The sequence below is a fragment of the Rhodococcus cerastii genome (assembly GCF_033042195.1).
GTDB lineage: Bacteria > Actinomycetota > Actinomycetes > Mycobacteriales > Mycobacteriaceae > Rhodococcoides.
The window spans coordinates 182,296-205,458 of record NZ_JAWLKF010000004.1; the positions used below are offsets into that span (position 1 = coordinate 182,296).

Below are 23,163 nucleotides of genomic sequence, written 5' to 3' on the forward strand. Positions count from 1 at the left end.
GTGGCCCCAACCGGACCTGACGGTTCACCATCGACATCGATGCGCGGGAAGTCGCCGATCGGATGCGATGGTGAACGCTCAGGTGCGGCCTGATCAGCCTCCGTGTGCCTCGACGGCCACGGGCTGCCATTCGCGCCAGCTCGCGAGTCGCGATTCGTAGTCCTTCGTCGCGATCTCCAGCGGAGCCTCGCCGAAAAAGACTCGCAGCGGCGGCTTCTCGGCGTCGACGACCTTCAGCAGAGCCGACCGCGTTGCACTCGGATCACCAGGAGTCGCCTGCCGGGCGCTGCGCAGCTTCGTGGCCTTGTCCCGAATCGGGTCGTATGCGGCGATGTCGGTGGACTTCTTCGCAGACGGGCCGGACCAGTCGGTGGAGAACCCGCCCGGCTCGATCAGCGTCACGTGAATACCGAAGTCTTCGACCTCCTGCGCCAATGCCTGGCTGAATCCTTCCAGGGCCCATTTGGAGGCGTGGTAAGCACCGACGTTCGGGAACGCGGAGATACCGCCGATGGACGACACCTGCAGAATGTGGCCGCTGCCCTGCGCACGCATGAACGGCAGTGCGGCCTGGGTCACCCACAGCGCACCGAAGACGTTGGTCTCGATCTGCGCCCGGGCGTCCTCTTCGGACAGTTCCTCGATCATGCCGAATTGGCCGTAGCCGGCGTTGTTGATAACGATGTCGAGTGAGCCGAACGTCTCGTGAGCCTGCTGCACGGCCGCGAAGTCGGCCGCCCGGTCGTTCACGTCGAGCTCGATCGGCAGAATCGCGTCGCCGTACTGCTCGACGAGGTCCTTCAGCGTGTCGGTGTTGCGAGCGGTCGCTGCCACCCGGTCGCCGCGTTCGAGGGCCGCGATGGCCCACTCGCGTCCGAATCCCTTGGATGTGCCGGTGATGAACCACGTCTTCGCTGCCATGAATCCTGTCCCTTTCGATCAGCGGACAAAAGTAGGGACGACGTCCGCTGCAAACGCCTCTCGGCGAGTGGTCGCTCGAAGCGACAAATGGGGTGAGGCCCGGGGCTTGCCAAGCGAACGCCGTCGAAAGAGTCCAACGAGGCATGCCCGCCGACTATTCCCCCTACGTCAGCTGTGTTCCGTGATCATCACTGCCATGGTGTTCGGCTCCAGGGCCTCGAAGATGTGCGGCACGTCGCCGGGGTAGGCAACGTAGTCGCCCGGCACCAGTTCGACGGCCTCCCCCATCGGGCCCACCATCGCCCGTCCCGCGCTGAGCACCACATGCTCGACGACATTCGGCGAGTGGGGGTCCGAGCGCCTCGGTTCACCGACGTCGGCGCTGATCAGATAGATGTCCCGCCGAGCGTTCGGTGGAGACGACGCCAGCAGCGTCGCCGTGTAGTCCGCCCTGTCCGACGCGAATCTCGGACCCTCCCCCGCACGAATCAGGCGGACCGACTGCTTCGCGGGCTCGACCAACCTGGAGAACGGCACGTCCAGGGTGACGCTGAGCGCCCAGAGAGTTTCGAGGCTCGGGTTCCCGGTACCCGATTCAAGCTGCGACAGCGTCGATTTGGCAATACCTGCTCGGCGGGACACTTCGGCGAGAGACAGTCCCACGCGTCGTCGTTCCTGCTGGAGAGCGGCAGCTATCGCCGCGATCGGTGGACCGGTATCCGCCATTCGTTCACTCCATCGGTACGTTCGTTTGATTTGACGAACAGCCTAACATCGCCCACTATAACGACCATGCGTTCGACATGGCGAACCCTGCACGGGGTCAACATCCGCGACATCGCGTTGGTCTGCCTGGCCGACGCTCTGGTCGGGGCTTCGTTCGGTGCCATCTCGGTGGCAGCGGGTCTGCCCCTGTGGCTGCCGGTCGTGATGTCACTGGTGGTCTTCGCCGGGTCGTCCCAATTCATTTTCGTCGGCATTCTGGCGGCAGGCGGCAATCCCGTTGCCGCCGTCGCCAGCGCGTTGCTCGCCAATACGCGACTGGTGCCGCTCGGCTTCTCCGTCGGCGAGGTCTTTCGCAACGTTTCTCCGTTGAAGCGACTAATCGGAACTCACCTCATCACCGACGAGGCAGTGGCCTTCAGCGTTGCCGAAAAGGACGAGGGCAGCCGTCGAACAGCGTTCTGGCTGTGCGGGATCGGACTGTTCGTCACTTGGAACATCGGCGTCGTGATCGGCACGCTCGGCGGCGGTGCGATCACCGATACCGCCGCACTCGGTCTCGATGCCGCATTCCCTGCGATCCTGCTGGGACTGATCATGCCCGCGCTCCGAGACCGGGCCACCCGCAACGCAGCCCTCGTCGGAGCATGCATTGCGCTCGTCGCCTCGATGTTCCTGCCCAGCGGACTACCCGTGCTCTTGGCACTGGTCGCCGTCGTACCGGTCATGCTCTCCAATGCTCCTGTTGCACAGAAGGAATCCGCATGAACCTCACGATTCCCCTGCTCGCACTGGTCATCGGCACCTACGCGCTCCGAATCGCCGGCCCGGCACTGAGAACCCGAGTCGCCATCTCACCCCGGATCGACAGGGTCATGACCACTGCCGTCGCCGTCATCTTCGTGGCACTGGTCGCCACATCGACCCTCCTCGTGGGCAAGGACTTCGCCGGATTCGCGTTGCCCGCAGGAGTCGCCGTTGCCGCCGTACTTGCCTGGCGACGAGCGCCGTTCGTCGTCATCGTTCTCGCCGCGGCTGCCACTACTGCGGGACTTCGATGGGTCGGCGTCAGCTGAGTCTGCAAGACTGGGTTGGTGTCCGAGTCCCCTGTCCAGTCCGTCGACCGTGCGATCGAGGTGCTCGAATACCTGGCCGACCACGGCGAATCCGGGGTTCAAGACGTTGCGGCGCACCTCGAGGTCCACAAGTCCACGGCCTTTCGCCTGCTCAGCGCACTGGAATTTCGCCGACTCGTCGAACAACCGGGTGAACGCGGCAAGTATCGCCTGGGCATCGGCCTGATCCGCCTCGCCACGTCCGTATCCGCTCAACTCGACATCACCCGCATCGCCCGACCGATCCTGCAGGAACTCGCCGACACCATCGGCGAGACCGTCAACATCGCTGTGCCCGACGGCAACGTGACCGTCAACATCGATCAGGTGCGGGGCGGCTCGTCGATCATCAGTCACAACTGGCTCGGCGAGAGGTCGGCTCTGCACGCGACGTCGAGTGGGAAAGCCCTGATGGCGTACGACGACTCGCTCCTCAAAGCCGGCGTCGACGGTCATCTCGAACTGTTCACCGCGAACACCATCACCACCAAGGCCGATCTGCTCGACGAGATCGAGACGGTCCGTGCCACCGGGATCGCCTACGCCCGTGAAGAGTTGGAGATAGGACTCAACGCGACAGCAGCCTCCATCATCAGCTACGACGGAACAGCAGTGGGTGCCATCACTGTCTCCGGTCCCGCCTACCGCCTCGACGAGGACCGTCTCACCGCTGCTGGATCCTCGGTTCTCGAAGCAGCACAGCGTGTCTCGACGCTATTGGGCTGGTCCGGCCACGCGTGATCCGACCCAGTCGTGGAACACCCTGATGTGATGCTCGGCCGGCACCAGGACCCCGCCGTCGCGATACATCCGTGACGACATCGCCGGCTGACACCGCTCGCACGCCTCGAAATCCTGCTCGTTGACGCGATGGAACAGCTCCACCGACTTGTCCATCGTTGCCGCATTGGTCGGATCGGCGACCACCCCGGGCGCATACAGCCAATCGCATTCGACGACAGTGCGATCCACGGCCATCGGGAACATGCGATGGATGATCACGTGATCGGGGACGAGGTTGACGAACACCGTCGGCCGAACCGTGATCGCGTAGTACCGCCGATCACGGTCCTCGCTCACACCGTCGAGGGCGTCGAACCCGTGGGAGCCGTCGACCGTGAAACCGGCTATGTCGCTGCCGAACTCGGCACCGTGGCCCACGTACGTCTGCGCTGCCATGCCGTCGGCGAACTCCGGCAGCACCTCGGTGAGCTCGGGGTGAATCGTTGCGCAGTGATAGCACTCCATGAAGTTCTCGACGATGAGCTTCCAGTTGGCCTTGACGTCGTAGACGATCCGACGCCCCAGGGCGAGCGAGTCCATGTCGTACGAGTCGATGGCACCCACACCGCCGAGCCGTTCGCGAACATCACCCTGCACCGTGTCCTCGAACGACGGCGCATCCTCGGCGACGCACACCCAGACGTAGCCGAGCCATTCCCGAACGTGCACCTTCCGCAGCCCGTACTCCACCCGGTCGATCATCGGCATATCGATCAGGTTTGGAGCTGCGATCAGCTTCCCGTCGAGATCGTACGTCCATGCGTGATAGGGACATTGGAAGTTTCGACGCACCGTTCCCGACGCCTCGGTGCACAGTGTCGCGCCGCGATGACGGCAGATGTTGAAGAACGCGGTCACACCGCCCTTTCGATTGCGACTGATCAGAACCGACTCTCGCCCGATCTGAACCGTCCGGAAGTTGCCCGGCTCGACGATGTCGTCCGACCTGATGGCACAGAACCACATCTGCTCGAATATCCGATCCTGCTCGCGAACGAAATATGAAGGATCGACGTAGGTTTCACCTCCCAGCGTCGGAAGCAGAGTCGGCTGCAGTTCGGGATCGACCATGGTCATGCCGACACCGCGCATCTCGCCGGGTCGAAGAGCGCGATGGGATGCTTCGTCGCGCCGTCGATCGCGAGATCGGCGAGGACTTCGCCGATGACGGGGACGAATTTGAAGCCGTGCCCCGAGAAGCCGCACGCCACTGTCACATTCGCGTGATCCGGGTGCTTGGCGACAACGAAGTGCTCGTCCGGCGTCGTGGTGTACATGCACGTCTTCGCATCCTGATGCGGTCCCGACAGCGCCGGAAACGTGGTGACGATGCGCTGCTGCAGTCGCGCGATCTCCTCAGGATGCACGGTGCGATCGATGGTGTCGGGATCACACGGCGTTCCGGCGCGGAAGAAAGAGATCTTCACGCCGCCGCCGTCGCCGTCGATGGCCGGAAATCCGTAGATCTGATCGGGCCCGTCGCCACAGATGTAGACCGGGTGGTGCGAACTGTCGAACGGTGCCTCACCCGACTCCGGGGTGATCCAGTGCATCACCTGCCGTTCGACCACCATCGGTACGCCGATCTCGGCCAGCAGCTTCGGTGCCCACGCTCCCGGTGAGATGACCAGTGCACCAGCGGTGTACGTGCCGGCGACCGTCGTGACGGTCACCGACGAGTCGGACGATTCCCAGCCGAGTACCTTCTCGTCGTAGCGCAGTTCGGCACCGGCCGCCTCGGCCAGATCGAGATGTGCGGCAACCGTCGTCTCGGGTCGCGCAATTCCCGCCTTCTCCTCGAAGAGGGCGAACTCGTCGGGCTGCAGTCGGACCGTCGGGAAGCGCCGCTGCGCCTCGGTGGGGTCGAGTACGTCGTGCTTCAGACCCCACTGCTCCGAGGCACGCAGGCTACCGCCGAACGTGAGCCCGTCCGGCCTTCCCACGTAGAGACCACCGGTTTCGGTGAACACGTCCCGCCCACTGTCCGAGGCGAGGTCGTGCCACAGTTCGTACGCGCGCAGGAGCAACGGTACGTAGGCCGGGTCCTCGAAGTACGACTGCCGGTAGATGCGGGAGCCACCGTGACTCGATCCGAGCGCATGCGCGGGACCGAACTGGTCGATACCCAGCACCCGCTGTCCGCGTCGGGCGAGGTGACAGGCGGCGGCACTGCCCATTCCACCGATACCGAGGACAATCACGTCATACGTCATATCAACACCTGATCTTGTTCATGTCGGGATCCACCAGCGGTTCGGCCATGACCGTCGCGGGTAGTAGGTCACGGAAGTACTGCACTGCAACGTGATCGCCGGGTTGCAGCCCTGCCGGTAGCCAGGCGTAGGCCACCGTCTTGCCGATCGTGTATCCGTAGGCGGCACTGGTCACGTACCCGACCACCGTCCCGTCGTGCACCACCGGTTCCTTGCCCATCACCACGTGCGACGGGTCGTCCAATGTCAGGCAGGTCAGCACCGGTCCGTTGCCTCCGTCCTGCAGTGCCGAGGCTCCAATGAAGTCGCCCTTCGCTTTTCGCACCGCAAACCCGAGCCCCGCCTGATACGGATCGTGTTCGGTGGTCATGTCGGTACCCCACGACCGGTAGCCCTTCTCGAGCCGGAGGCTGTTGAACGCACTCCGTCCCGCTGCCACGACGCCGTGCGCCTGCCCGGCCTCCCACAGCGTGTCCCACAGGCGCAGTGCGGTATCGGCGTCGGTGTACAGCTCCCAGCCGAGCTCGCCCACATAGGACAGTCGCAGCGCCAGGACGTCGACTCCGCCCACAGCAATCGCTCGGCCGTTGAAATACTTCAGACCCGTATGCGAGATGTCGGCCGAGGTGAGGGGTGCCAGCACCTCTCGGGCCAGTGGCCCCCAGAGTCCGATACAGGCTGTGGCACCGGTGATGTCGCGGACGTAGACGTCGTTCCCGGCATGACGGAGCATCCAGTCCTCGTCGAGCGGGCCGTTCACTCCCACCTGGAAACGATCCACGGCCACCCGCGCCACGGTCACGTCGCTCCGGATGCCGCCGGTCGCGTCGAGCATCAGAGCATAGGTGACGCTGCCGACCTTCTTGTCGAGCTGGTTGGTCGTCAACTTCTGCAGCAGCGCGAGTGCACCGGGTCCGCCGACCTCGAGGCGTCGTAGCGGCGTCATGTCGTACATCGCGACGGCTTCACGAGTGCGCCAGGCCTCGACGGCGCTGATCGGTGACCAGAACTGCGCCGACCACGGCTCGCGCTTGGGTGCCTGCCACTGCTCCGGAAGTTGTTCGAGCAGAGCGCTGTTGGACTCGTACCAGTGCGGTCGCTCCCAGCCGGCCCCGTCGAGAAACATCGCGCCGAGTTCCTGCTGGCGACCGTAGAACGGGCTCACGCGCAGTGGTCGTGGTTCCACTCTCGGCTGAAGCGGGTGAATGATGTCGTAGACCTCGACGAAGTTCTGCGCACTCGTCCGCGCGACGTTGGACGGCACCAGGTCGGTCTTCTCGAATCGGTACAGGTCGCACTCGTGCATGTCGATCTCACTGTGCCCGGTGATCATCTGCTCTGCGAGTGACTTTGCAACGCCGGCAGAATGCGTCACCCAGATCGCCTCGGATACCCACAGTCCCTGGACTTCTCGGGATTCGCCGACGATCGGTGCTCCGTCCGGGGTGAAGGAGAAGATGCCGTTGAACGCGTGTTCTATCTTCGCGTCTCCGAGCGTGGGAATCAGCTCGGTGCTGCGCTGCCAGGCGTCGGCGAAATCGTTCTCGGTGAACGGCATCGACGACGGCATGTTCTCGGCGGTCACGTTCTCGCTCGATCCGAGGTCGCGCGAATCGACGGGCATCGGCCGATGGTGGTACGAGCCGATACCGAGATGGTCACCGTGCTCGCGGTAGTACAACCGCTCGTCCTGATGCCGGAGGATGGGCAGCGTGGCCTCGGTTCCGGCTCTACGCGAGGGCAGGTCCAGTGCCGTGGTGTGTGCGTATTGATGCGCCAGCGGCTGCAGGGGTACCTGCATGCCGAGGAGGTCACCGAGCTCCGGCCCCCAGAACCCGGCACAGCAGACCACGATGTCCGCCGCGAACGTGTGCTCGCCCGCACGCACGGCCGTCACTCGGCCGTCGCTCTGGTCTATCGATGTGACCTCCATGCCGCCGATGAAGCGCGCGCCGAGGGCGGTGGCTCGCTCGGCCTGCACCCTGCTGGCCTCTACTGCCTTGGCCAACCCGTCGTCCGGTGTGAACAAACCGGCGAGCACTCGGCTGCCGTCGAGCAAGGGGTAGAGCTCGAGGCATCGCTCGGCGTCCACCACTTCCGATGTCAGGCCCCAGGACGACGCGAAGCCGTGGCGTCGATGCAGCTCGTCGACCCGCTCCGGCGTCGTGGCCACTTCCAGTCCGCCGACGTCGAGAAAGCAGCCGAGCTTCTTGAACTTCGACGCCGTGTAGGCCGCGAATCGCGACATCGATCGAGAGGAGTTGGTGGCGAACACCAGGCCCGGCGCATGCGAGGTGGAACCGCCGGTGAGCGGTAGCGGGCCCTTGTCCAGGACTGTGACGTCGGTCCAGCCGCGCGCGGTGAGTTCGTCGGCGAGGCTGCAGCCGACGATTCCGGCACCGACGATCACAACCCTCGGGATGCTCGAGGACATGACACGCTCCTAGGGGGTGTACGTCGAGTTGATTTAGTTGCACAATACGAACTGCACTTCGTATAGCGCAACAGATTCACACGATCGAAACTCGAGCGTTCCATCGCCGCAACGGGGTGATCTCACGCTGGGTACAACACGAGCACTGCACACCCTCAGGTCCCCGGAGGCCCGACCATGACCGCAACGTTCTCCACCCGCGTCCTGCTCGACGTCGGTCGCGCCGAGGATCTCCCCGACGGGGAGGCCCTGCGCGTCATCCCGGCCGGGGCACCGCCGATCGCGATCTTCAACGTCGAGGGTGAGTTCTTCGCCATCGACGACACCTGCACCCACCAGGACGCCTCACTGTCCGAGGGTTGGGTCGAAGGCTGTGCCGTCGAATGCCCCTTGCACACAGCATGTTTCGATCTCCGCACCGGTGCTGCACTCGGAGCGCCCGCCAAGGTTCCGGTGCGAACGCACGCCGTACACGTCGAGGACGGGGTCATCCGCATCGCGGTCACCCCGTGAAATCGGTGACCGTGGTCGGGGCCTCGCTCGCAGGAGTGGCCGCGGCGCGGGCACTGCGTGATCAAGGTTTCGACGGCCGCATCACGATGATCGGCGACGAGTTGCACCAGCCGTACGACCGTCCCCCGTTGTCCAAGGCTTTTCTGCTCGGCGACGAATCTGCCGTACCGCTGGACGTCGACGATCTCGATGTCCACTGGCAACTCGGATGTGCGGCGACGGGCCTATCGGGAACGACGGTCTCCACCGTCTCCGGCGATGTGACGTCGGATGCCGTGGTGATCGCGACGGGTGCATCCGCCATCCGTCTGCCGGGGACCATCGGCGTCGACGGAATTCATGTGCTCCGCAGCTTGGACGATGCCCGTGCGCTGCGGTCTTCGCTGTCGTCGGGAGTACGCGTCACGGTGGTCGGTGCCGGATTCATCGGCAGCGAAGTGGCCTCCACGGCGCTTCGATTGGGCGCATCGGTGACAGTTGTCGAGGCGTCGGAAACCCCGCTTGCCCGCGTGTTCGGTGGTGAGTTGGGCTCACTCATCGCCGGTTGGCATCGGAACGCCGGTGCGACGCTCCTGACCGGGGTGTCGGTGGCCGGATTCGGCGTCGAGGCGGGGCGGGTGCGTGCGGTGGAATTGGCGGACGGCATGACGATAGAGTCCGACGTGGTCGTGCTCGGAGTGGGCTCGGTGCCCAACGTCGGCTGGCTCGATGGGTCCGAACTGGAGATCTGCGGCGGGGTGGTGACCGATCAGCGCGGCATCACCTCGAACCCGGCTGTGCTTGCCGTCGGCGACTGCGCTGCGGTGCGAGATGCCGCGGGGGTGATTCGACGCGACGAACACTGGACCTCCGCCGCCACCCGACCGGCCGTCGCCGTCGAAGCGCTCCTCACCGGTGGGTCCAAGAGATTCACCGGACTGCCCTACGTGTGGTCGGACCAATACGCCGCACGAATCCAATTCGCCGGACACCACGAACCCCACTGCGTCGCCGAAATCGTCGAGGGCGACCCCGCCACCGGACCCTTCGTCGCTCTCTACCGACAAGACAATCACCCGGTCGCCGTACTCGCAGTGTCCTCGCCCCGATCATTCGGCAAATGGCGTCGGCAAGTGGTCGATACCGCGAACCTGGTGACCTGAGCATCCACACTTCCCCTCCGCCGACAACCTCCCGCAACCGCTCCCCGAGTCCACTCGATGTGACATTGACCCCCGAAAAGGCCACCAGATGTCACATTGAGTACCCACGAACGGGAACAATGGTGAAAGAACACGGGAATCGATTGTCGACTTTGGGAGCAGCAATGACCGCGCTGGATGCAGTACGACGACGTTGGCCGAAGACGATGCCGTTGCAGCCGCTGCCGTCGGAGTCGTGGGCCAAGCAGGAGCCCACCTGGAAGGGTGCGAATCCGCAGGTCATCGAGTCTGCTTTGAAGCGTGCGAAGACGCGGACCTCGGGCAATTGGTTCGTGTTCGCTGCCAGTCGCGACGTCAAGGCCGACAAGCCGTTCGGCCGCTACGTGGGCACCACCGAACTGGTCGCGTGGCGTGACTCGGCAGGCAAGGTGCACATCGGGCCGGGCGCATGTCCGCATCTCGGTGCCGCGTTGGACACCGCGAAGATCGAATGCGACACGTTGGTCTGCCGCTGGCACGGTCTTGCACTCGGGCCGAAGGGCAAGCCCGGTTGGCGTCCGGTTCCCGCATTCGACGACGGGGTTCTGGTGTGGGTTCGTCTCGACGAGCTCGGCGGAGAGGAGCCGACGCCTGTCCCCGTGGTCCCGATCCGCCCGCCGGCCTCGACTGCCATCGCCGGAGTGGTCACCCTCGTCGGCAAGTGCGAGCCCGACGACATCATCGCCAATCGACTCGACCCCTGGCACGGTGCGTGGTTCCACCCGTACTCGTTCGCGAGACTGAAGGTCGTCAGCGCGCCCACCGACATCGATGTGCCCGACGAGGACGACCGCTTCCTCGTCGACGTGACCTTCCGTGTCAGCCGGGGCGTCGGAGTTCCGGTGCGGGCCGAGTTCGTCTGTCCCGGTCCCCGCACCATCGTCATGCGCATTCTCGACGGCGAAGGAGCGGGCAGCGTCGTCGAAACGCATGCGACGCCGCTCGCTCCCGCAGCCGACGGCACACCGCGCACCGCCGTCATCGAGGCCACGATCGCCAGCTCGGATCGTCCGGGATTCCAGATGGCACGCAAGGCATCCGGTCTGTTGCGGCCGGCGATGAACTTCACTGCTGCACGGCTGTGGAAGGACGACCTCGACTACGCCGAGCGACGCTACGAGTTGCGGTCGCAGGGCCGCGCCTGACCCTCGACGAACTCGGCGAGTTGTGCGATGACGGTGCCCCAGCCGTCGTGGAAGCCATACTCCTCGTGCATCTTTCGATCTTCTTCGTTGCGGTGCATCACGTGGGCGTGGTACTTGGTTCCGTCGGGGTGGTCGGAGAGGGTGATCACCGCGGTCATGAACAACTGCGGTGCCGGCCGCCAACCCTCGACGAGCGAGTTGGTGAATACGATGCGCTCACCGTCGTCGACGGCGAGAAAGCAGCCGTCCATGTGTGGCTCGTAGGCACCGCCGGATTCACTGATCAGTGTGCGGAATGCTCCCCCGGGCTTCGGATCCCAGGCATCGACACGACACAGTGCTGGTGCGGGAATCCACCACTTCTCGAACTTCGACGGGTCCGTCCACGCACTCCACACTGCTGCTCGTGGAGCCCTGATGACGCGGGAGATGGTCAAGTCCGTAGCAGGATCGATCGATGTCATTGCGGTTCACTTTCATTCGAGGTCGTGGTGACGAAGTCTTCGAGGCGATCCGTCCGGGATTCCCAGACGGCGCGTTGTTCCTGCAGCCAGTGACCGGCTGCATCCAGATTGGTTCGCTCGATCGTGCACGCACGTACGCGGCCCACCTTGCGCGTGCGAATCCAGCCACTGCGCTCGAGCAGGTGAATGTGTTTCATGAACGACGGGAGAGTCATGTCGAACGGTTCGGCGAGCTCGCCCACCGTGGCCGGTCCGGATCCCAACCTGCTCAACACTGCCCGCCGGGTCGGGTCGGCCAGTGCCTGAAATACATCGTCGAGAACGGTCGAATACTGAGCCATAAGGCACACTATCGCTCCCGCAATACTTAGCGCAAGGGCTAAGTGTTTGAACGAGCTCGTGCGATCGCGACGCCCACTGCGGCACAGCACTATTGGATTTGAAAAATTTCTGAGAACCTTCGAAATCCCTCTTGGCACTCCACGGGTGAGAGTGCTAATTTCTGTTCTGCACAGTTGAGGAGCGACTCACCACAGGGGTGAGTGCATCTGGGTACAGGAGGTGGTTGCTGTGCTTCGTTTCGATCCGTTCCGTGATGTCGATTCCCTCACCTCGGCCATGCTGGGTGCCTCTTCCGGTTCGGACCGCGCCCCGCGATTCATGCCGATGGACCTCTACAAAGTCGACGACCACTACGTGCTCAGTGCCGATCTGCCCGGCATCGACCCCGGATCGATCGATGTCGACGTCGATCGCGGTACGTTGACGCTCACCGCTCACCGATCCGCTCCGGAAAGCACTGGCGTGCAGTGGATCACCTCGGAGCGATTCGCCGGCACGTTCCGTCGCCAAGTATCGCTGGGCGACGGCGTCGACACCGAGCGCATCTCCGCGTCGTACGACAACGGCGTTCTGTCGATCACGATTCCCCTCGCAGAACGCGCGAAGCCGCGCAAGGTCGACATCGCACACGGCGACATTGCAGCCGAACAGAAGTCCATCGCACACGAGTCGACCTGATCCGAGAACACACGGGCATCCCAAACACTCCGGCGAACAGATCACGAAAACCATTGGGGTGATGCATTATGCAGTCCGAGGCGGTGGTGTGGACGGAATCGACCGACCGTGAGCGCTGGTGGCGCACGGTTGTGGGCGTGGAGACGAGCATGAGGGAATGCTCGACGGCGGATGCGCTCGATCAGTGTCGAGCCGTACCTCTCGACGACGATCTCTACCCGCACACACAGCACGCAGCCTGATGAGAAGGGGCCGCCCCCCGGGGTGGGGGGCCGCCCCTGGGAAGCGCCACGCGCCAGGGCCCCCCCCAAGCACCCCCGCGCTGGGGCCCCCCCCGCGGGGCCCGCCGGCGCCCCCCCACCCCCGCCCCGCGGGGGGCTGGGGTGGGCGGCCACGGGGTGGGGGGGGCGGCCCCTTCTCATCGGAACGTCTACAGGGACAACGAAAAGAACGCACTCGATGGATCCACCACGTAGTCCGCGAACGGCGGACACTCGACGAATCCGTGTCGCACATACAATCTGCGGGCGGCGGCGAAGTAGTCCTGAGTTCCCGTCTCCAGGCTCACCCTGACGTAGCCCCGTTCTCGAGCCTGGTCCAATACGAAGCCGAGCAGCCGCGATGCCACACCCTGTCCCCGCGCTACCGCCGAGGTGCGCATCGACTTCAGCTCACCATGATCGGGTGAAAGCTTCTTCAAAGCAACGATTCCCAGCAGTGCATCTGCCTCCCAGGCGGTCCAGACGGTAACGCCAGGCCCGCGTAGGCCCGACAGATCGAGGGCGTGCACACTCTCGGCAGGCGAGGTGGCGTGCATGTCCTCGAGATGCTCGGTGAGTAGCGCGTGCACGTCCGGACGCGACAGATCGTCGAACTCGATCCGCATGTCCGAAGTCACCTGTTCATGAGTCTCTCGATGGCGTCGAACATCTTGAATCGTCCACTGGTCGGCACTGTTTCGATGTCGTGTCCGGTGATGCCCCAGCTCGCCAACAGTGTGTTCGCGGCCTGCAGCCCTGTGGTGGCCGCACGTTCCATCAGCGCCACCGGCAGATCGATACGAATGCCGTCACCCGCAAGTACCAGAGCAGGTTCCGGAGTGCGGACGGTCGGCCGCTCGGCGAACGCGCCGAGGCCGAACATGGGGCAATCGTCGCGCCACTCGGATCGCTCGGCGATCACCTCTGCATCAGCGGTTTCCGGATAGATCTGGTGCATCCGATCCATCAGCTGCTGCCTGGTGACCTCCTCGGATTCCTCGGCGGCATAAGCGTGCAGTTCGACGACGGAGCCGCCGGTGCGGGCAGCCCACTGCGCCGCTTCGTCCTCGAAGCGTTCGAGGACACTGATGTTGTCGATCGGGGGCATGCCTCCGGTGCCGATGAAGGCGGGACGGTCGGCGTTGACGGCCTTGCTCAACCACACGCGGTGCACCAGGAACGGCGGTGTGTTCTGCAGGGCTGCAACCTGTTTGCGCCAATCGGGCGTACCGAGCTCGGATGACTGCTCGAGCACACGCTGCAATCCGGCGATGTCGGTGGCGAGAACCACCGCGTCGGCGTCGATGATGCCGCCCGCGTCGACGCGGAACTTTCGCAGGCCGCCGCGGGTGATCTCACCGCACGGTGTGGAGGTTCTGATGTCGACTCCGAGTCCGGTGAGGTACTCCCCCAGCGGGTCCCACAGCGCCTGTGGATACGGGTCACGGGGAACGTCGAAGATCAGGCCCTCGGACGAGCCGAGGAAGTAGATGTGGAACATCATCGCCAGCTCGGCAGCAGACATCTTCTCGGGATCGGCGAAGAAGCTGCGGGAGAACACACCGAAGGCCAGGTGCCGTGCTGCCTCGGGAAAGTTGATGTTGCGCAGGAACTCTGCGGCCGGAGTGGTGTCCAGCTCGTCGAAGGTCTTCGGCACACTCACCGTCATCAGCGGCAGGGCGGCGATGCCGTTGAGGTCGGTGAGGTCCTTCCACCGGAACGTCGGACTGCGCTTGACGAACGCGAACGCGTTGAGTGGTGGAGTGTCGGGCAACCCTTTGAAGCCGTCGATCCGGCCGTCGCCGTCGATCAGCGGGTAGTCGTCGACCGGACGCAACCGAGACAACCCTGGATCTGTGCGGCGCAACAGGTTTCGCAGGTTGTAGTACTGCCGGAAGAACGCATGGAAGCCGCGGCTCATGGTCGCGGGCGAGCCGTCCTCCAGCGTCGTGTCCCACCCGCCGACGCGGCCACCGAGGTAGCTCTCGCGCTCGACCAGGTGCACCTTCACACCACGCTCGGCCAGTGCTGTCGCGGCGCTCAGGCCTGCGATACCGCCGCCGACCACCACCACGTGCGGGACATCAGCCAGCTGACCGGCATCCGAATATCCCTGCGCGGCAGCATGGGTGACCTTCTTGGAGTCGGTCAACGCTCTTCCTCCCTGGGACGAGAGCCGAGGAACGTGTGCACCACACCGTTCTGCCACCCGGTCATCGTTTCTCTCGCGACGCCGGTGTAGCCCGCACGCTGCATCCGCCGCATGAAGGCCGACGCGCCGTCGAAGGTCACGACGCTGCGCCACAGGTGTCGGTACAGGGTGGCGTCGCGTGTCGCGAGCCAGCCGAGCGGAATGATGATGCCCCAGCTCACCACGTTCCAGGAGATCCTGGCGCGGAGCGAATCGTGTACCGAGTACTCGTGGAACGCGATGGTCGAGCCCGGACGCAGCAGCGCCAGAAGCGATTTCAGCTCGGTGTCGGGTTCGTCGACATTCCGGATGAGGTATGCAGCCAGGATCGCGTCGAACGGACCGTCGACCCCGTTCACCGCCAGATCCTCGACGCGTGAGTGCACGAACGTCACGTTCGAAGGCCAGTCCTTGCTCCGAGCGACCTCGAGCATTTCGGCGGATGCGTCGGCGGCGACGATCTCGGCGTGCGGGGCGGCTTCGAGCAACGCGGCAGTGGATGCACCGGTACCGCAACCGATGTCGAGCAAGCGCAGGCCGGCACCGAGATCGGGGATCCGCAGCCGCTTGGCCGACTTGAGCAGGTGCTCGTGGTAACCGGGGTTCGCTCCGACAAGTCGGTCGTACGCCTTTGCACCGACGTCGAATGCCCCGGGAACTTCGTTTCGCGGCAGTCCGCTCTTTCCGACCTTCACAGTGCCTCTTCCTTGCTCACGCGGGCCGAGGGCCCACCCTGGACCGATACGACATCACCGTGCTGCAACTGCCGTCCGCGCCGCACATCCACGTCCCCGTTGACGCTCACCAAACCGTCGGCGATGACGCCCTTGGCCTCGGCACCGGATTCGATGAGGTTGGCGAGCTTGAGGAACTGACCCAGCCTGATCGATTCGTCGCGAATGGGGACATCGTGTGCGTCGGACATGTCTCCATCCTGTACTAGCGCGCCGTTCGCTGCTACCAACGAGTCACATCGCGAAGCGGAACCTGCGCAATCGGAGACTGTTGCTCACCACGAACACCGAGGACAACGCCATCGCGGCACCGGCGAGCATGGGGTTGAGCAGGCCCGCAGCGGCGAGCGGAATTGCAGCGACGTTGTAGGCGAACGCCCAGAACAGGTTGCCCTTGATGGTGCTCAGCGTGCGTCGGGAGAGCCGAATGGCATCACCGACGGCCCGCAGGTCACCGCGCACGAGCGTCAGGTCGCTGGCCTCGATCGCCACGTCGGTGCCGGTACCCATCGCAAGTCCCAGATCGGCCGTGGCCAGCGCGGCCGCGTCGTTGATACCGTCGCCGACCATCGCCACGACCTTGCCCGACGCCTGCAGTTCTCGGACGGCATCGACCTTGCCCGTCGGCAGGACGCCGGCGATGACCTGATCGATTCCCACCTCGGCGGCGATCGTGCGGGCGGCGGCTTCGTTGTCGCCGGTCAGCATGACGGGAGTCAGGCCGAGTGCCCGTAGTTCCGCGACGGCCTGCTTCGAGGTCGGCTTCACCGAGTCGGAGATCACAAGCACTCCGCGAGCCCTGCCGTCCCAGCCGAGCGCGACGGCGGTGCGTCCCTGATTCTCGGCGGTCTCGAAGGCCTCGGCCAGCTCCGCCGGCAGTGGCATCGACCAGTCGGCCAGCAGCGAGCGACGGCCGATCACTGCGGCGCGGCCGTCCACGACACCCTGCACCCCGAGGCCCTCGAGGCTCGTGAATTCCTCGACGGTCATCGATGGGGTCGCACTCGCGATGGCTCGGGCGATGGGGTGCTCCGAACCCGCTTCCAACGCCGCCGCCACGGCACGGACCACGTCCTCGTCCTCGCCGTCCGCCACGTGCACCGACTGCAGAGTCATCTCACCGGTGGTCACGGTTCCGGTCTTGTCCAGCACGACGGTATCGACGCGACGGGTGGATTCGAGGATCTCGGGTCCCTTGATCAGAATTCCGAGTTGCGCGGCCCGTCCGGTGCCGACCATCAGTGCGGTGGGTGTGGCCAGGCCGAGCGCGCACGGGCACGCGATGATGAGCACCGCGACCGCAGCGGTGAACGCGCTCGCCGCGGAATTGCCTGCACCGAGCCAGAATCCGAGCGTCGCGACCGAGATCGCAATGACGATCGGCACGAAGATGCCCGAGATACGATCGGCCAAACGCTGCGCCTGCGCCTTACCGGTCTGCGCGTCCTCGACTGCTTTCGCCATCTGCGCCAACTGGGTATCGGCACCGACTCTGCTCGCTCGCACCGTGATTCGGCCGCCGACGTTCACCGTTGCACCGACCACCGCGTCGCCGACGCCGACTTCCTCCGGCACGGATTCACCGGTCAGCATCGACCGATCGACGGCCGAGGAACCGTTCTCGACGGTTCCGTCGGTGGCGATCTTCTCACCCGGGCGAACGACGAACAGATCGCCGACGGCCAACTGCTCGATCGGAATCTGCTGTTCCTTACTGTCTTTCAATACAGCAACGGTCTTGGCACCGAGGTCCATCAGGGCGCGCAATGCCGCCCCGGCCTGACGCTTGGATCGGCTCTCGAACCATCGTCCGGCCAGGATGAAGGTGGTCACGCCCGCCGCGGCCTCGAGGTAGATGTTGCTCGCCCCGTCCGTTCGAGCGATCGTGAACTCGAACGGATGCGTCATGCCGGGCGTGCCTGCGGTGCCGAAGAACAGCGCGTACAGCGACCATCCGAGGGCCGCAAGGGTTCCCATGCTGACGAGGGTGTCCATTGTCGAGGTGCCGTGCCGCAGATTGGTCCAGGCGGCGCGGTGGAAGGGCCAGGCTCCCCATACGACGACGGGGGCGGCCAGCGTGAGCGAGAGCCACTGCCAGTTGGTGAACTGCAACGCCGGAATCATCGCCATTGCGATCACCGGCACGCTGAGCACTGCCGAGACGATCAATCGCTGCTTCAGCGGATCGGTCGGGGGTTCGTCCGCGGGTTCGGCAGCCGGCAACGATGCGGTGTAGCCGGCAGCTTCGACGGCTGCGATCAGGTCCTCGGTGGCCACGCCGTCACTGGTGACGCGGGCCTTCTCGGTGGCGTAGTTGACCGTCGCCGATACCCCGTCGAGTTTGTTGAGCTTGCGTTCGATGCGGTTGGCGCACGACGCGCACGTCATACCGCCGAGAAGAAGTTCCGTTTCCTGGCTCATGCCCCACCCTCCTGTGCCTCGATGGTGAATTCGGCTGTGTGGACGACGCCCTGGTGCTGGAAGTCCAGATAGAGCGCATATGTTCCCGCGGTCGGCGCATCGACGGTGAAGTCGACCGTCGGCCCCGGCGGCCCGTCCTCGGGGTGGACGTGCAGGTAGGCGAGGTCATCGGCGCGGAGAGCCACCAGATGTCCGTAGGCACCGAGGTACGGCTCCAGGTCGGTGACCTCGCGTCCGTTCTGATCGATAGTCAGAGAGACGGTCGAGTCCTCGCCCGCAGTCACTGCACCGGCGAGCGTCACGGTGTAACCGTCGACCCTCGATGTCACATTCGGTGTACTCGGGGGCCGCGTACTCAGGGGCTGCGTACTCAGGGGCTGCGGTCGATAGTCGCCGGGAACGGTCAGCTCCGCTCCCAAGGTGATGTTCTCGCCGCCGGCCGGGGTGAAGTCGGCGAACAGACGGTAAGGCCCGGGCCGGGTGAGATCGAGAGCCGTCGACCATGTTCCCGACGCGTCACGCGTCGGATGTACGTGTTGAAAATCCGTCAGATCGCGCCGAACGACGATGAGGTGCAGTTCCTCGGTGTGCATGACGTCGTAGTCGGTCAGCGCAGACCCATCCGGTTCGCTGATCGTGAAGGTGACCAGTACTTCCGGTCCGGACTCGACGACGGATCGCTCGAGCTCGAGTGTGTAGCCGTCCTGGGTGGCCTGGAGCCCGGCAGGCATCGCGGCCGGGGCAGCCGGCTCGTCGTGCGCGTCGTGACCGGTGTGTGACGCGGCTGCGGTCGCCTGGGCGTCGGGTCCGATCTTGTCCCCGACGAACAGCGCCGCCAGGAACAGAAACGCGATCCCGACGACAAAGCCGACGAGCTTGGTGGGTGCGTCGAGTTCCTGCCGTCCTGAGTTCACAGCACTACCCTACCCCCCCAGGGTATCTAAGTGGTAGTTCCGAGGGTCATCTTGTAACCGACGTGGGAGTCGACGAAGCCGAGTCGGGTGTAGAAGCGATGAGCGTCCGTTCGACTGGCGTCGGAGGTCAGCTGCACCAGAGCGCATCCCCAGCGCTCGGCCTCGTCGATCGCCCACCTGATCAGCGCACCGCCGAGTCCGCGACTGCGCCACTGCGCGTCTACCCGAACTGCTTCGATCTGTGCCCGCAGTGCGCCTCCGCGCGCGAGCCCGGGAATGAAGGTCAGTTGCAGCGTTGCCACCACCGCGTCACCGTGCACCACGACGACCTGCAGATTTCGCGGGTCCGAGGAGATGTCCTCGAACGCTGCGCGATATCGATCCATCTCATCTGCGGATTCCCGCGAGACACCCAGCGGATCGTCGACCAGCAATGCCACGATCGATTCCAGATCCGACGCCACCGCCTCACGCACAACGCACGTCGACCCGTCGGACAGGCCGAATTCCATCGATGTAATTCGAGGGTGAATTGTCATGCGCACGACGGTAAATCATCCACTTTGTAACGCGAACCACCCCGAGGACGAAATGCCGGGTAACCCACTGGCAACTGCAGTCGGGATCAGTTCGGGCGGACATGATGGGGATCGAAAACATGAATGTTGGCAAGTCGAAGCGTGCGCGCGTTGCGTTGAGCGCGTTCGCGATCGGAGCCCTCGGTGCCGGAGTAGTTGTGGCCGCACCCTGGTCGACTCCCTCCACGACCACCGAAGCATCCATCGAACTGGTGTCGACGGCCACGTGCTACGACATGGTGAGCATCGCGATCGGCGGCCGCGGCGACACCCCGCGCGAGGGCGTCAAGTGGCTCACCACCCCCGAGGGCGAGCGGCTCCCCGCAGCGATGTCCGGCGACTACTCCAGCGACTGGATCGACCAGGCCGTGCGAGCCCCCAACAACGGCAACGTGGTTCCCGACTCCTACGCCGCGGTGTACGTCGAGTACCCGGCAGACCTGGCGAGCTACGAGAACGCCGTGCAGACCGGCGTCACCAACTCACAGACCATCATACGGACGATCTCGGCGTCCTGCCCCGACACCCGATTCGCCATCGTCGGCTACAGCGAGGGCGCAGACGTTGCCCGCCGCACCGCGATGGAGGTCGGCAACCAGGTCGTATCGGCCGACGGCACGTACGGAATCGTCGATCCCAACCAGGTCGTCGGAGTCGTCATCTTCGCCGACGCCGGCCGCGTGTCGGGAGACGGACCGTTCCCCGGTGCCGAGAACCCGTTCGGCAACCCGGACGGCTTCGACACCAAGTACCAGAACGGCAACACCGCAGTTCCCGGACAGGGCGCACTGCCCGGCACGTCCGGCGGATTCGGAGCGCTCGACGGCCGAGTGGCGTCCTTCTGCTCCGACGGCGACCTCACCTGCGCACTGCCGGAGAACACGTCACTGATTCATCTGGCCGCCAACGTCGGTCGTCAGGTCAACGCCGACGCACTGCAGAACGAACAGCTCACCCCCGCCACCGGCGCAGATCTCGCACTGGCCCTGGGACGCATCGCAGTCAACGCCTTCAACGACATCGCCTCGCAACCCAACTGGATGCAGAGCGACGAGACATTCCTCGACGTGCTGATCAAGGTGTCCGAGCCCGGCTACAAGCCCGGCACGGTCACGACTCCCGTCTCGGCCAAGGTCGACGGCGAGCAGGAACCGATCGAAACCGGTCAGATGATCGACCTCGTGTACCTGCCGCAGAAGATCTTCCGCGAGATCACCGGATTCATCTCGTCCAATCAGAACACCGTTCCGGTCATCATGAACGATCCGTACGGCCTGACCTTGGGACCCGGGACGGGACACCACTTCGATTACTGGCGCGACGCCGATGCCGCCAACGGCAAGCCGCTGACCTCGGTGCAGTACGCCGCGGCATGGCTGACCGAACTGGCCGAGGAAGCCAACCGCGGCGAGCCGGTGAAGACCAAAGAGGTCCAGGAGAAGGCGGGACGAGCAGCGGTGGAAACCATCGTCGCACCGGTGACCACCTCGGCAACGGCAACCCCCAAGGCCACGACGACCGCACCTGTCACCACCAGCCCGGTCGTGACCCCGGCAGCTCCGGCTGCGCCGGCACCGGCCGCTGAAAGTTCGGCACCGGCTCCGGCCCCCGCCACCGAGACGGCAACGACCCCCGAGTGCACCGTCGCAGTCGAGGGCGAGACACCCGCCGAGGGCGCACCGCCGGTCTGCGTCACCGCGACCGAAACCGCTGTCGAGACAGCAACCGAGACCGTGGTTCCCACGACCACCGAGGCTGTACCTGCGCCATAGTTCAGTGCGTGCAGAACGCTCACGAGCCCGTCCACCTGTTTCATTCGGTGGGCGGGCTCGTCTGCTGTCACATCGAAGTGCCCGTGACTCAGGCCGTGCCGCGCAGCTTCCCCCGGACCACGATGCCCACGATCAGAAGCGCCACTGCTACGAACACCACCATCGACGGACCGCCCCGGTCGAGATCGGTCAACGTCGGAAGCGGTGCGAGCAGCGCCAGCCCCAGCGGCGGCAGAGTCAGTGCACCGACGCCGCCGGTGTACCAGAACCCCTCGATTCGGTCCCAGTCAGAACGACTCTGGACCCGGTCTTCCACACGCACCATGACAATCGCCAGAGGTACCGCCACGACCAGCCACAGCAGCGGGGACAGCGGCAGACCTGCCCGGCCCAGCAACGCGTCGGTGATGAGCGTCGCGCCGAAATACGACGGCAGAAACATCGCGACGGCGACGCAGAAACCCAAAGTCACGTCGGAGACGGCGTCGGGCAGATCTGTGTTCCGGCTGTGATCGGACATGAGATGCACGCTACGGCCGAGGTGCTCAGACCTGTCAAGCCGATGAGGTGACCGGCAACTGTTGGGCGTTTCGGGCGTGCCGCTATCTGCGACGCAGCAGCCACACCCCAGCCGCGCAGACCGAGAGCACGACGAGACCGCCGATCGACAGTGCGGTTGCGGACGGCTGCGACGAACCGAAGAACTCGAAGTCGTCTGCCGAATCCAGCGGGCCGTAACTACCCCCGTAGATCGTGACCGTCAACACCATAGTGAAGGGAACGGTCACACCGATCGCCAACGAGGTCGGTGCCGTCGGCAATGCAGACACCAGCACATAGGCCGCGATGAAGGGCACCACCCACTGCTGGATGGACAAGGGAAGACCGACGCCCATGTTCTGCGCGAGATCCACGGCCGCGACCATCAGCAGCGCGAAAAGCCCGAGGTAGATCTGCGGGAAGCGGCAGGCAATCAGTCCGCCTGCGGCCAGTAGGAACACCGTCAGACCGACCGAGGAGTAGGACCTGTCGGCAAAATCGAATGACGAGACTCCGGCCGCCCACGAGGCGAACAACACGAGGATCAGCGAGCCGTCGCGCTTCGGTAAGAGCCAAGCAGCGACGAGCGCCGCTACGGTCAGCCCGGCGAGCGCGAGAAACCACACGAGGGTGCTGTCGCGGTACTCGGTGGCCCACCAACCGAACCCGCCCGCCACCAGAGGCAATGCGATACCGACCGCGAGCATTCGGGTGCGCGCCTGCGACGTTGCAACCGACGAGGTTCGATATCCGGCCACGAGAAATACCGCGGCGAGAACAGCCAGTATCACCGCGATGGCTGCCCTCTGGGGCACCACCGCGTCCTCGGGGCCGGCGACCTCCCAGGCGAACTGACGGCCGGACGAGCTGGTGAGGAGCGTTCCGAGCTCGGCACCCACCCGCGCGGCGGCGAGGAGTCCGACCGCGAGAGCGGCCTGTGCACCCCGATGAGATGCGGCAAGGATCGCCGACGTACCGAGCAGCACACCAGCGCTGAGCGCCGCCGCCCAATCGCCCAGCAAACCCGGAGCCATGCCGAGAGATTCGAAGACGATCACCAGCAGCGCGGCAACCGCGATCCAGGGCGCGGCTCGTCCGCCCGAGCGTGCCAACACCACTGCGGTAACTGCTGCTGCGATGGCGAGCACGACCACACCGTCGAGAATTGCCGACGAACCGATGCCGAAATCGTTGTACAGAAGCGGCTCTCGGAGTGCCATAACACTGATCGAATAGCCAAC

Annotated in this window: 24 protein-coding genes; 8 read left to right on the plus strand and 16 right to left on the minus strand. The window is 65.0% G+C overall.

Annotated features, from left to right (window positions below):
* Positions 1 to 93 precede the first annotated feature (93 nt).
* Positions 94 to 921, minus strand: a complete 828-nt coding sequence (locus R3P93_RS10180) for an SDR family oxidoreductase (protein ID WP_149407644.1) — start codon at positions 919 to 921, stop codon at positions 94 to 96.
* Positions 922 to 1,089: 168 nt separating this feature from the next.
* Positions 1,090 to 1,647, minus strand: a complete 558-nt coding sequence (locus R3P93_RS10185) for a helix-turn-helix domain-containing protein (protein ID WP_317532965.1) — start codon at positions 1,645 to 1,647, stop codon at positions 1,090 to 1,092.
* A gap of 66 nt (positions 1,648 to 1,713) precedes the next feature.
* Here R3P93_RS10185 and R3P93_RS10190 point away from each other — a divergent pair, with 66 nt between their 5' ends.
* From R3P93_RS10190 to R3P93_RS10200, 3 genes are read left to right on the plus strand one after another with little or no spacing between them, the layout of a single operon-like run.
* The gene (locus tag R3P93_RS10190; RefSeq protein WP_317532966.1) at positions 1,714 to 2,412 is read left to right on the plus strand and encodes an AzlC family ABC transporter permease; all 699 of its coding nucleotides are present in this window, start codon (positions 1,714 to 1,716) and stop codon (positions 2,410 to 2,412) included.
* Positions 2,409 to 2,720, plus strand: a complete 312-nt coding sequence (locus tag R3P93_RS10195; RefSeq protein ID WP_149407642.1) for an AzlD domain-containing protein — start codon at positions 2,409 to 2,411, stop codon at positions 2,718 to 2,720. The genes R3P93_RS10190 and R3P93_RS10195 overlap by 4 nt, the downstream gene beginning before the upstream one ends.
* A gap of 18 nt (positions 2,721 to 2,738) precedes the next feature.
* Positions 2,739 to 3,500: an IclR family transcriptional regulator gene (locus R3P93_RS10200; RefSeq protein ID WP_317532967.1), complete on the plus strand. Its 762-nt coding sequence runs from the start codon at positions 2,739 to 2,741 to the stop codon at positions 3,498 to 3,500.
* Here R3P93_RS10200 and R3P93_RS10205 read toward each other — a convergent pair.
* The 3 genes from R3P93_RS10205 to R3P93_RS10215 are packed head-to-tail and all read right to left on the minus strand — an operon-like array spanning position 3,474 to position 8,189.
* On the minus strand, positions 3,474 to 4,619 hold the full coding sequence (locus R3P93_RS10205; RefSeq protein WP_300515892.1) for an aromatic ring-hydroxylating oxygenase subunit alpha: 1,146 nt from the start codon (positions 4,617 to 4,619) through the stop codon (positions 3,474 to 3,476). The genes R3P93_RS10200 and R3P93_RS10205 overlap by 27 nt on opposite strands.
* The gene (gene solA, locus R3P93_RS10210; RefSeq protein WP_149407639.1) at positions 4,616 to 5,755 is read right to left on the minus strand and encodes an N-methyl-L-tryptophan oxidase; all 1,140 of its coding nucleotides are present in this window, start codon (positions 5,753 to 5,755) and stop codon (positions 4,616 to 4,618) included. The genes R3P93_RS10205 and solA overlap by 4 nt, the downstream gene beginning before the upstream one ends.
* 1 nt (position 5,756) lies before the next feature.
* Positions 5,757 to 8,189 (minus strand): GcvT family protein, encoded by a 2,433-nt coding sequence (locus tag R3P93_RS10215; RefSeq protein ID WP_317532968.1) that lies wholly within the window; start codon positions 8,187 to 8,189, stop codon positions 5,757 to 5,759.
* Positions 8,190 to 8,366: 177 nt separating this feature from the next.
* Here R3P93_RS10215 and R3P93_RS10220 point away from each other — a divergent pair, with 177 nt between their 5' ends.
* The 3 genes from R3P93_RS10220 (at position 8,367) to R3P93_RS10230 (ending at position 11,028) form a co-directional block, all read left to right on the plus strand.
* The gene (locus R3P93_RS10220; protein ID WP_223145664.1) at positions 8,367 to 8,702 is read left to right on the plus strand and encodes a bifunctional 3-phenylpropionate/cinnamic acid dioxygenase ferredoxin subunit; all 336 of its coding nucleotides are present in this window, start codon (positions 8,367 to 8,369) and stop codon (positions 8,700 to 8,702) included.
* Positions 8,699 to 9,844, plus strand: a complete 1,146-nt coding sequence (locus tag R3P93_RS10225; protein WP_317532969.1) for an NAD(P)/FAD-dependent oxidoreductase — start codon at positions 8,699 to 8,701, stop codon at positions 9,842 to 9,844. The genes R3P93_RS10220 and R3P93_RS10225 overlap by 4 nt, the downstream gene beginning before the upstream one ends.
* Before the next feature lie 164 nt (positions 9,845 to 10,008).
* A complete protein-coding gene (locus R3P93_RS10230; RefSeq protein ID WP_176460232.1) occupies positions 10,009 to 11,028 on the plus strand; it encodes a DUF5914 domain-containing protein in 1,020 nt (339 codons plus the stop codon).
* Here R3P93_RS10230 and R3P93_RS10235 read toward each other — a convergent pair.
* Both R3P93_RS10235 and R3P93_RS10240 read right to left on the minus strand, forming a co-directional pair.
* Positions 10,998 to 11,492: an SRPBCC family protein gene (locus R3P93_RS10235; protein ID WP_317532970.1), complete on the minus strand. Its 495-nt coding sequence runs from the start codon at positions 11,490 to 11,492 to the stop codon at positions 10,998 to 11,000. The two genes, R3P93_RS10230 and R3P93_RS10235, sit on opposite strands and share 31 nt — an antisense overlap.
* The gene (locus tag R3P93_RS10240) at positions 11,489 to 11,833 is read right to left on the minus strand and encodes an ArsR/SmtB family transcription factor (RefSeq protein ID WP_094687388.1); all 345 of its coding nucleotides are present in this window, start codon (positions 11,831 to 11,833) and stop codon (positions 11,489 to 11,491) included. The genes R3P93_RS10235 and R3P93_RS10240 overlap by 4 nt, the downstream gene beginning before the upstream one ends.
* A gap of 229 nt (positions 11,834 to 12,062) precedes the next feature.
* Between R3P93_RS10240 and R3P93_RS10245 the strand changes: the two genes are divergently transcribed.
* On the plus strand, positions 12,063 to 12,512 hold the full coding sequence (locus tag R3P93_RS10245; RefSeq protein ID WP_179272157.1) for an Hsp20/alpha crystallin family protein: 450 nt from the start codon (positions 12,063 to 12,065) through the stop codon (positions 12,510 to 12,512).
* A 430-nt stretch (positions 12,513 to 12,942) separates the two neighbouring features.
* Here R3P93_RS10245 and R3P93_RS10250 read toward each other — a convergent pair whose 3' ends face one another.
* Genes R3P93_RS10250 through R3P93_RS10280 form a run of 7 tightly spaced genes read right to left on the minus strand, consistent with a single transcriptional unit; the run spans position 12,943 to position 19,571 of the window.
* A complete protein-coding gene (locus R3P93_RS10250; protein ID WP_094638559.1) occupies positions 12,943 to 13,398 on the minus strand; it encodes a GNAT family N-acetyltransferase in 456 nt (151 codons plus the stop codon).
* Positions 13,399 to 13,406: 8 nt separating this feature from the next.
* The gene (locus R3P93_RS10255; RefSeq protein ID WP_094638468.1) at positions 13,407 to 14,924 is read right to left on the minus strand and encodes an NAD(P)/FAD-dependent oxidoreductase; all 1,518 of its coding nucleotides are present in this window, start codon (positions 14,922 to 14,924) and stop codon (positions 13,407 to 13,409) included.
* Positions 14,921 to 15,658, minus strand: coding sequence for a class I SAM-dependent methyltransferase (locus R3P93_RS10260; RefSeq protein WP_094638467.1), 738 nt, complete (start codon positions 15,656 to 15,658; stop codon positions 14,921 to 14,923). Before R3P93_RS10260 ends, R3P93_RS10255 begins: the two co-directional genes overlap by 4 nt.
* Entirely contained in the window at positions 15,655 to 15,888 is a 234-nt protein-coding gene (locus R3P93_RS10265) for an RNA-binding S4 domain-containing protein (protein ID WP_032397061.1), read from the minus strand. Before R3P93_RS10265 ends, R3P93_RS10260 begins: the two co-directional genes overlap by 4 nt.
* A gap of 43 nt (positions 15,889 to 15,931) precedes the next feature.
* Positions 15,932 to 18,118 (minus strand): heavy metal translocating P-type ATPase, encoded by a 2,187-nt coding sequence (locus R3P93_RS10270; RefSeq protein WP_149407634.1) that lies wholly within the window; start codon positions 18,116 to 18,118, stop codon positions 15,932 to 15,934.
* Positions 18,115 to 19,032 (minus strand): hypothetical protein, encoded by a 918-nt coding sequence (locus R3P93_RS10275; RefSeq protein ID WP_149407633.1) that lies wholly within the window; start codon positions 19,030 to 19,032, stop codon positions 18,115 to 18,117. The genes R3P93_RS10270 and R3P93_RS10275 overlap by 4 nt, the downstream gene beginning before the upstream one ends.
* A 26-nt stretch (positions 19,033 to 19,058) precedes the next feature.
* The gene (locus R3P93_RS10280; RefSeq protein ID WP_262498576.1) at positions 19,059 to 19,571 is read right to left on the minus strand and encodes a GNAT family N-acetyltransferase; all 513 of its coding nucleotides are present in this window, start codon (positions 19,569 to 19,571) and stop codon (positions 19,059 to 19,061) included.
* A gap of 104 nt (positions 19,572 to 19,675) precedes the next feature.
* Between R3P93_RS10280 and R3P93_RS10285 the strand changes: the two genes are divergently transcribed.
* The gene (locus tag R3P93_RS10285) at positions 19,676 to 21,382 is read left to right on the plus strand and encodes a cutinase family protein (RefSeq protein ID WP_149407737.1); all 1,707 of its coding nucleotides are present in this window, start codon (positions 19,676 to 19,678) and stop codon (positions 21,380 to 21,382) included.
* A gap of 88 nt (positions 21,383 to 21,470) precedes the next feature.
* Here R3P93_RS10285 and R3P93_RS10290 read toward each other — a convergent pair whose 3' ends face one another.
* Entirely contained in the window at positions 21,471 to 21,902 is a 432-nt protein-coding gene (locus tag R3P93_RS10290) for a hypothetical protein (RefSeq protein WP_149407632.1), read from the minus strand.
* An 82-nt stretch (positions 21,903 to 21,984) separates the two neighbouring features.
* Positions 21,985 to 23,142, minus strand: a complete 1,158-nt coding sequence (locus R3P93_RS10295) for a hypothetical protein (RefSeq protein ID WP_317532971.1) — start codon at positions 23,140 to 23,142, stop codon at positions 21,985 to 21,987.
* Between the last annotated feature and the right edge of the window lie 21 nt (positions 23,143 to 23,163).

Bases quoted from the DNA above. Each gene is read 5' to 3' on its own strand.
- R3P93_RS10180 (WP_149407644.1), bottom strand. From the start codon at position 921: ATGGCAGCGAAGACGTGGTTCATCACCGGCACATCCAAGGGATTCGGA.
- R3P93_RS10185 (WP_317532965.1), bottom strand. From the start codon at position 1,647: ATGGCGGATACCGGTCCACCGATCGCGGCGATAGCTGCCGCTCTCCAG.
- R3P93_RS10190 (WP_317532966.1), top strand. From the start codon at position 1,714: ATGCGTTCGACATGGCGAACCCTGCACGGGGTCAACATCCGCGACATC.
- R3P93_RS10195 (WP_149407642.1), top strand. From the start codon at position 2,409: ATGAACCTCACGATTCCCCTGCTCGCACTGGTCATCGGCACCTACGCG.
- R3P93_RS10205 (WP_300515892.1), bottom strand. From the start codon at position 4,619: ATGACCATGGTCGATCCCGAACTGCAGCCGACTCTGCTTCCGACGCTG.
- solA (WP_149407639.1), bottom strand. From the start codon at position 5,755: ATGACGTATGACGTGATTGTCCTCGGTATCGGTGGAATGGGCAGTGCC.
- R3P93_RS10215 (WP_317532968.1), bottom strand. From the start codon at position 8,189: ATGTCCTCGAGCATCCCGAGGGTTGTGATCGTCGGTGCCGGAATCGTC.
- R3P93_RS10220 (WP_223145664.1), top strand. From the start codon at position 8,367: ATGACCGCAACGTTCTCCACCCGCGTCCTGCTCGACGTCGGTCGCGCC.
- R3P93_RS10230 (WP_176460232.1), top strand. From the start codon at position 10,009: ATGACCGCGCTGGATGCAGTACGACGACGTTGGCCGAAGACGATGCCG.
- R3P93_RS10235 (WP_317532970.1), bottom strand. From the start codon at position 11,492: ATGACATCGATCGATCCTGCTACGGACTTGACCATCTCCCGCGTCATC.
- R3P93_RS10240 (WP_094687388.1), bottom strand. From the start codon at position 11,833: ATGGCTCAGTATTCGACCGTTCTCGACGATGTATTTCAGGCACTGGCC.
- R3P93_RS10250 (WP_094638559.1), bottom strand. From the start codon at position 13,398: ATGCGGATCGAGTTCGACGATCTGTCGCGTCCGGACGTGCACGCGCTA.
- R3P93_RS10265 (WP_032397061.1), bottom strand. From the start codon at position 15,888: ATGTCCGACGCACACGATGTCCCCATTCGCGACGAATCGATCAGGCTG.
- R3P93_RS10270 (WP_149407634.1), bottom strand. From the start codon at position 18,118: ATGAGCCAGGAAACGGAACTTCTTCTCGGCGGTATGACGTGCGCGTCG.
- R3P93_RS10280 (WP_262498576.1), bottom strand. From the start codon at position 19,571: ATGACAATTCACCCTCGAATTACATCGATGGAATTCGGCCTGTCCGAC.
- R3P93_RS10285 (WP_149407737.1), top strand. From the start codon at position 19,676: ATGGGGATCGAAAACATGAATGTTGGCAAGTCGAAGCGTGCGCGCGTT.
- R3P93_RS10290 (WP_149407632.1), bottom strand. From the start codon at position 21,902: ATGTCCGATCACAGCCGGAACACAGATCTGCCCGACGCCGTCTCCGAC.
- R3P93_RS10295 (WP_317532971.1), bottom strand. From the start codon at position 23,142: ATGGCACTCCGAGAGCCGCTTCTGTACAACGATTTCGGCATCGGTTCG.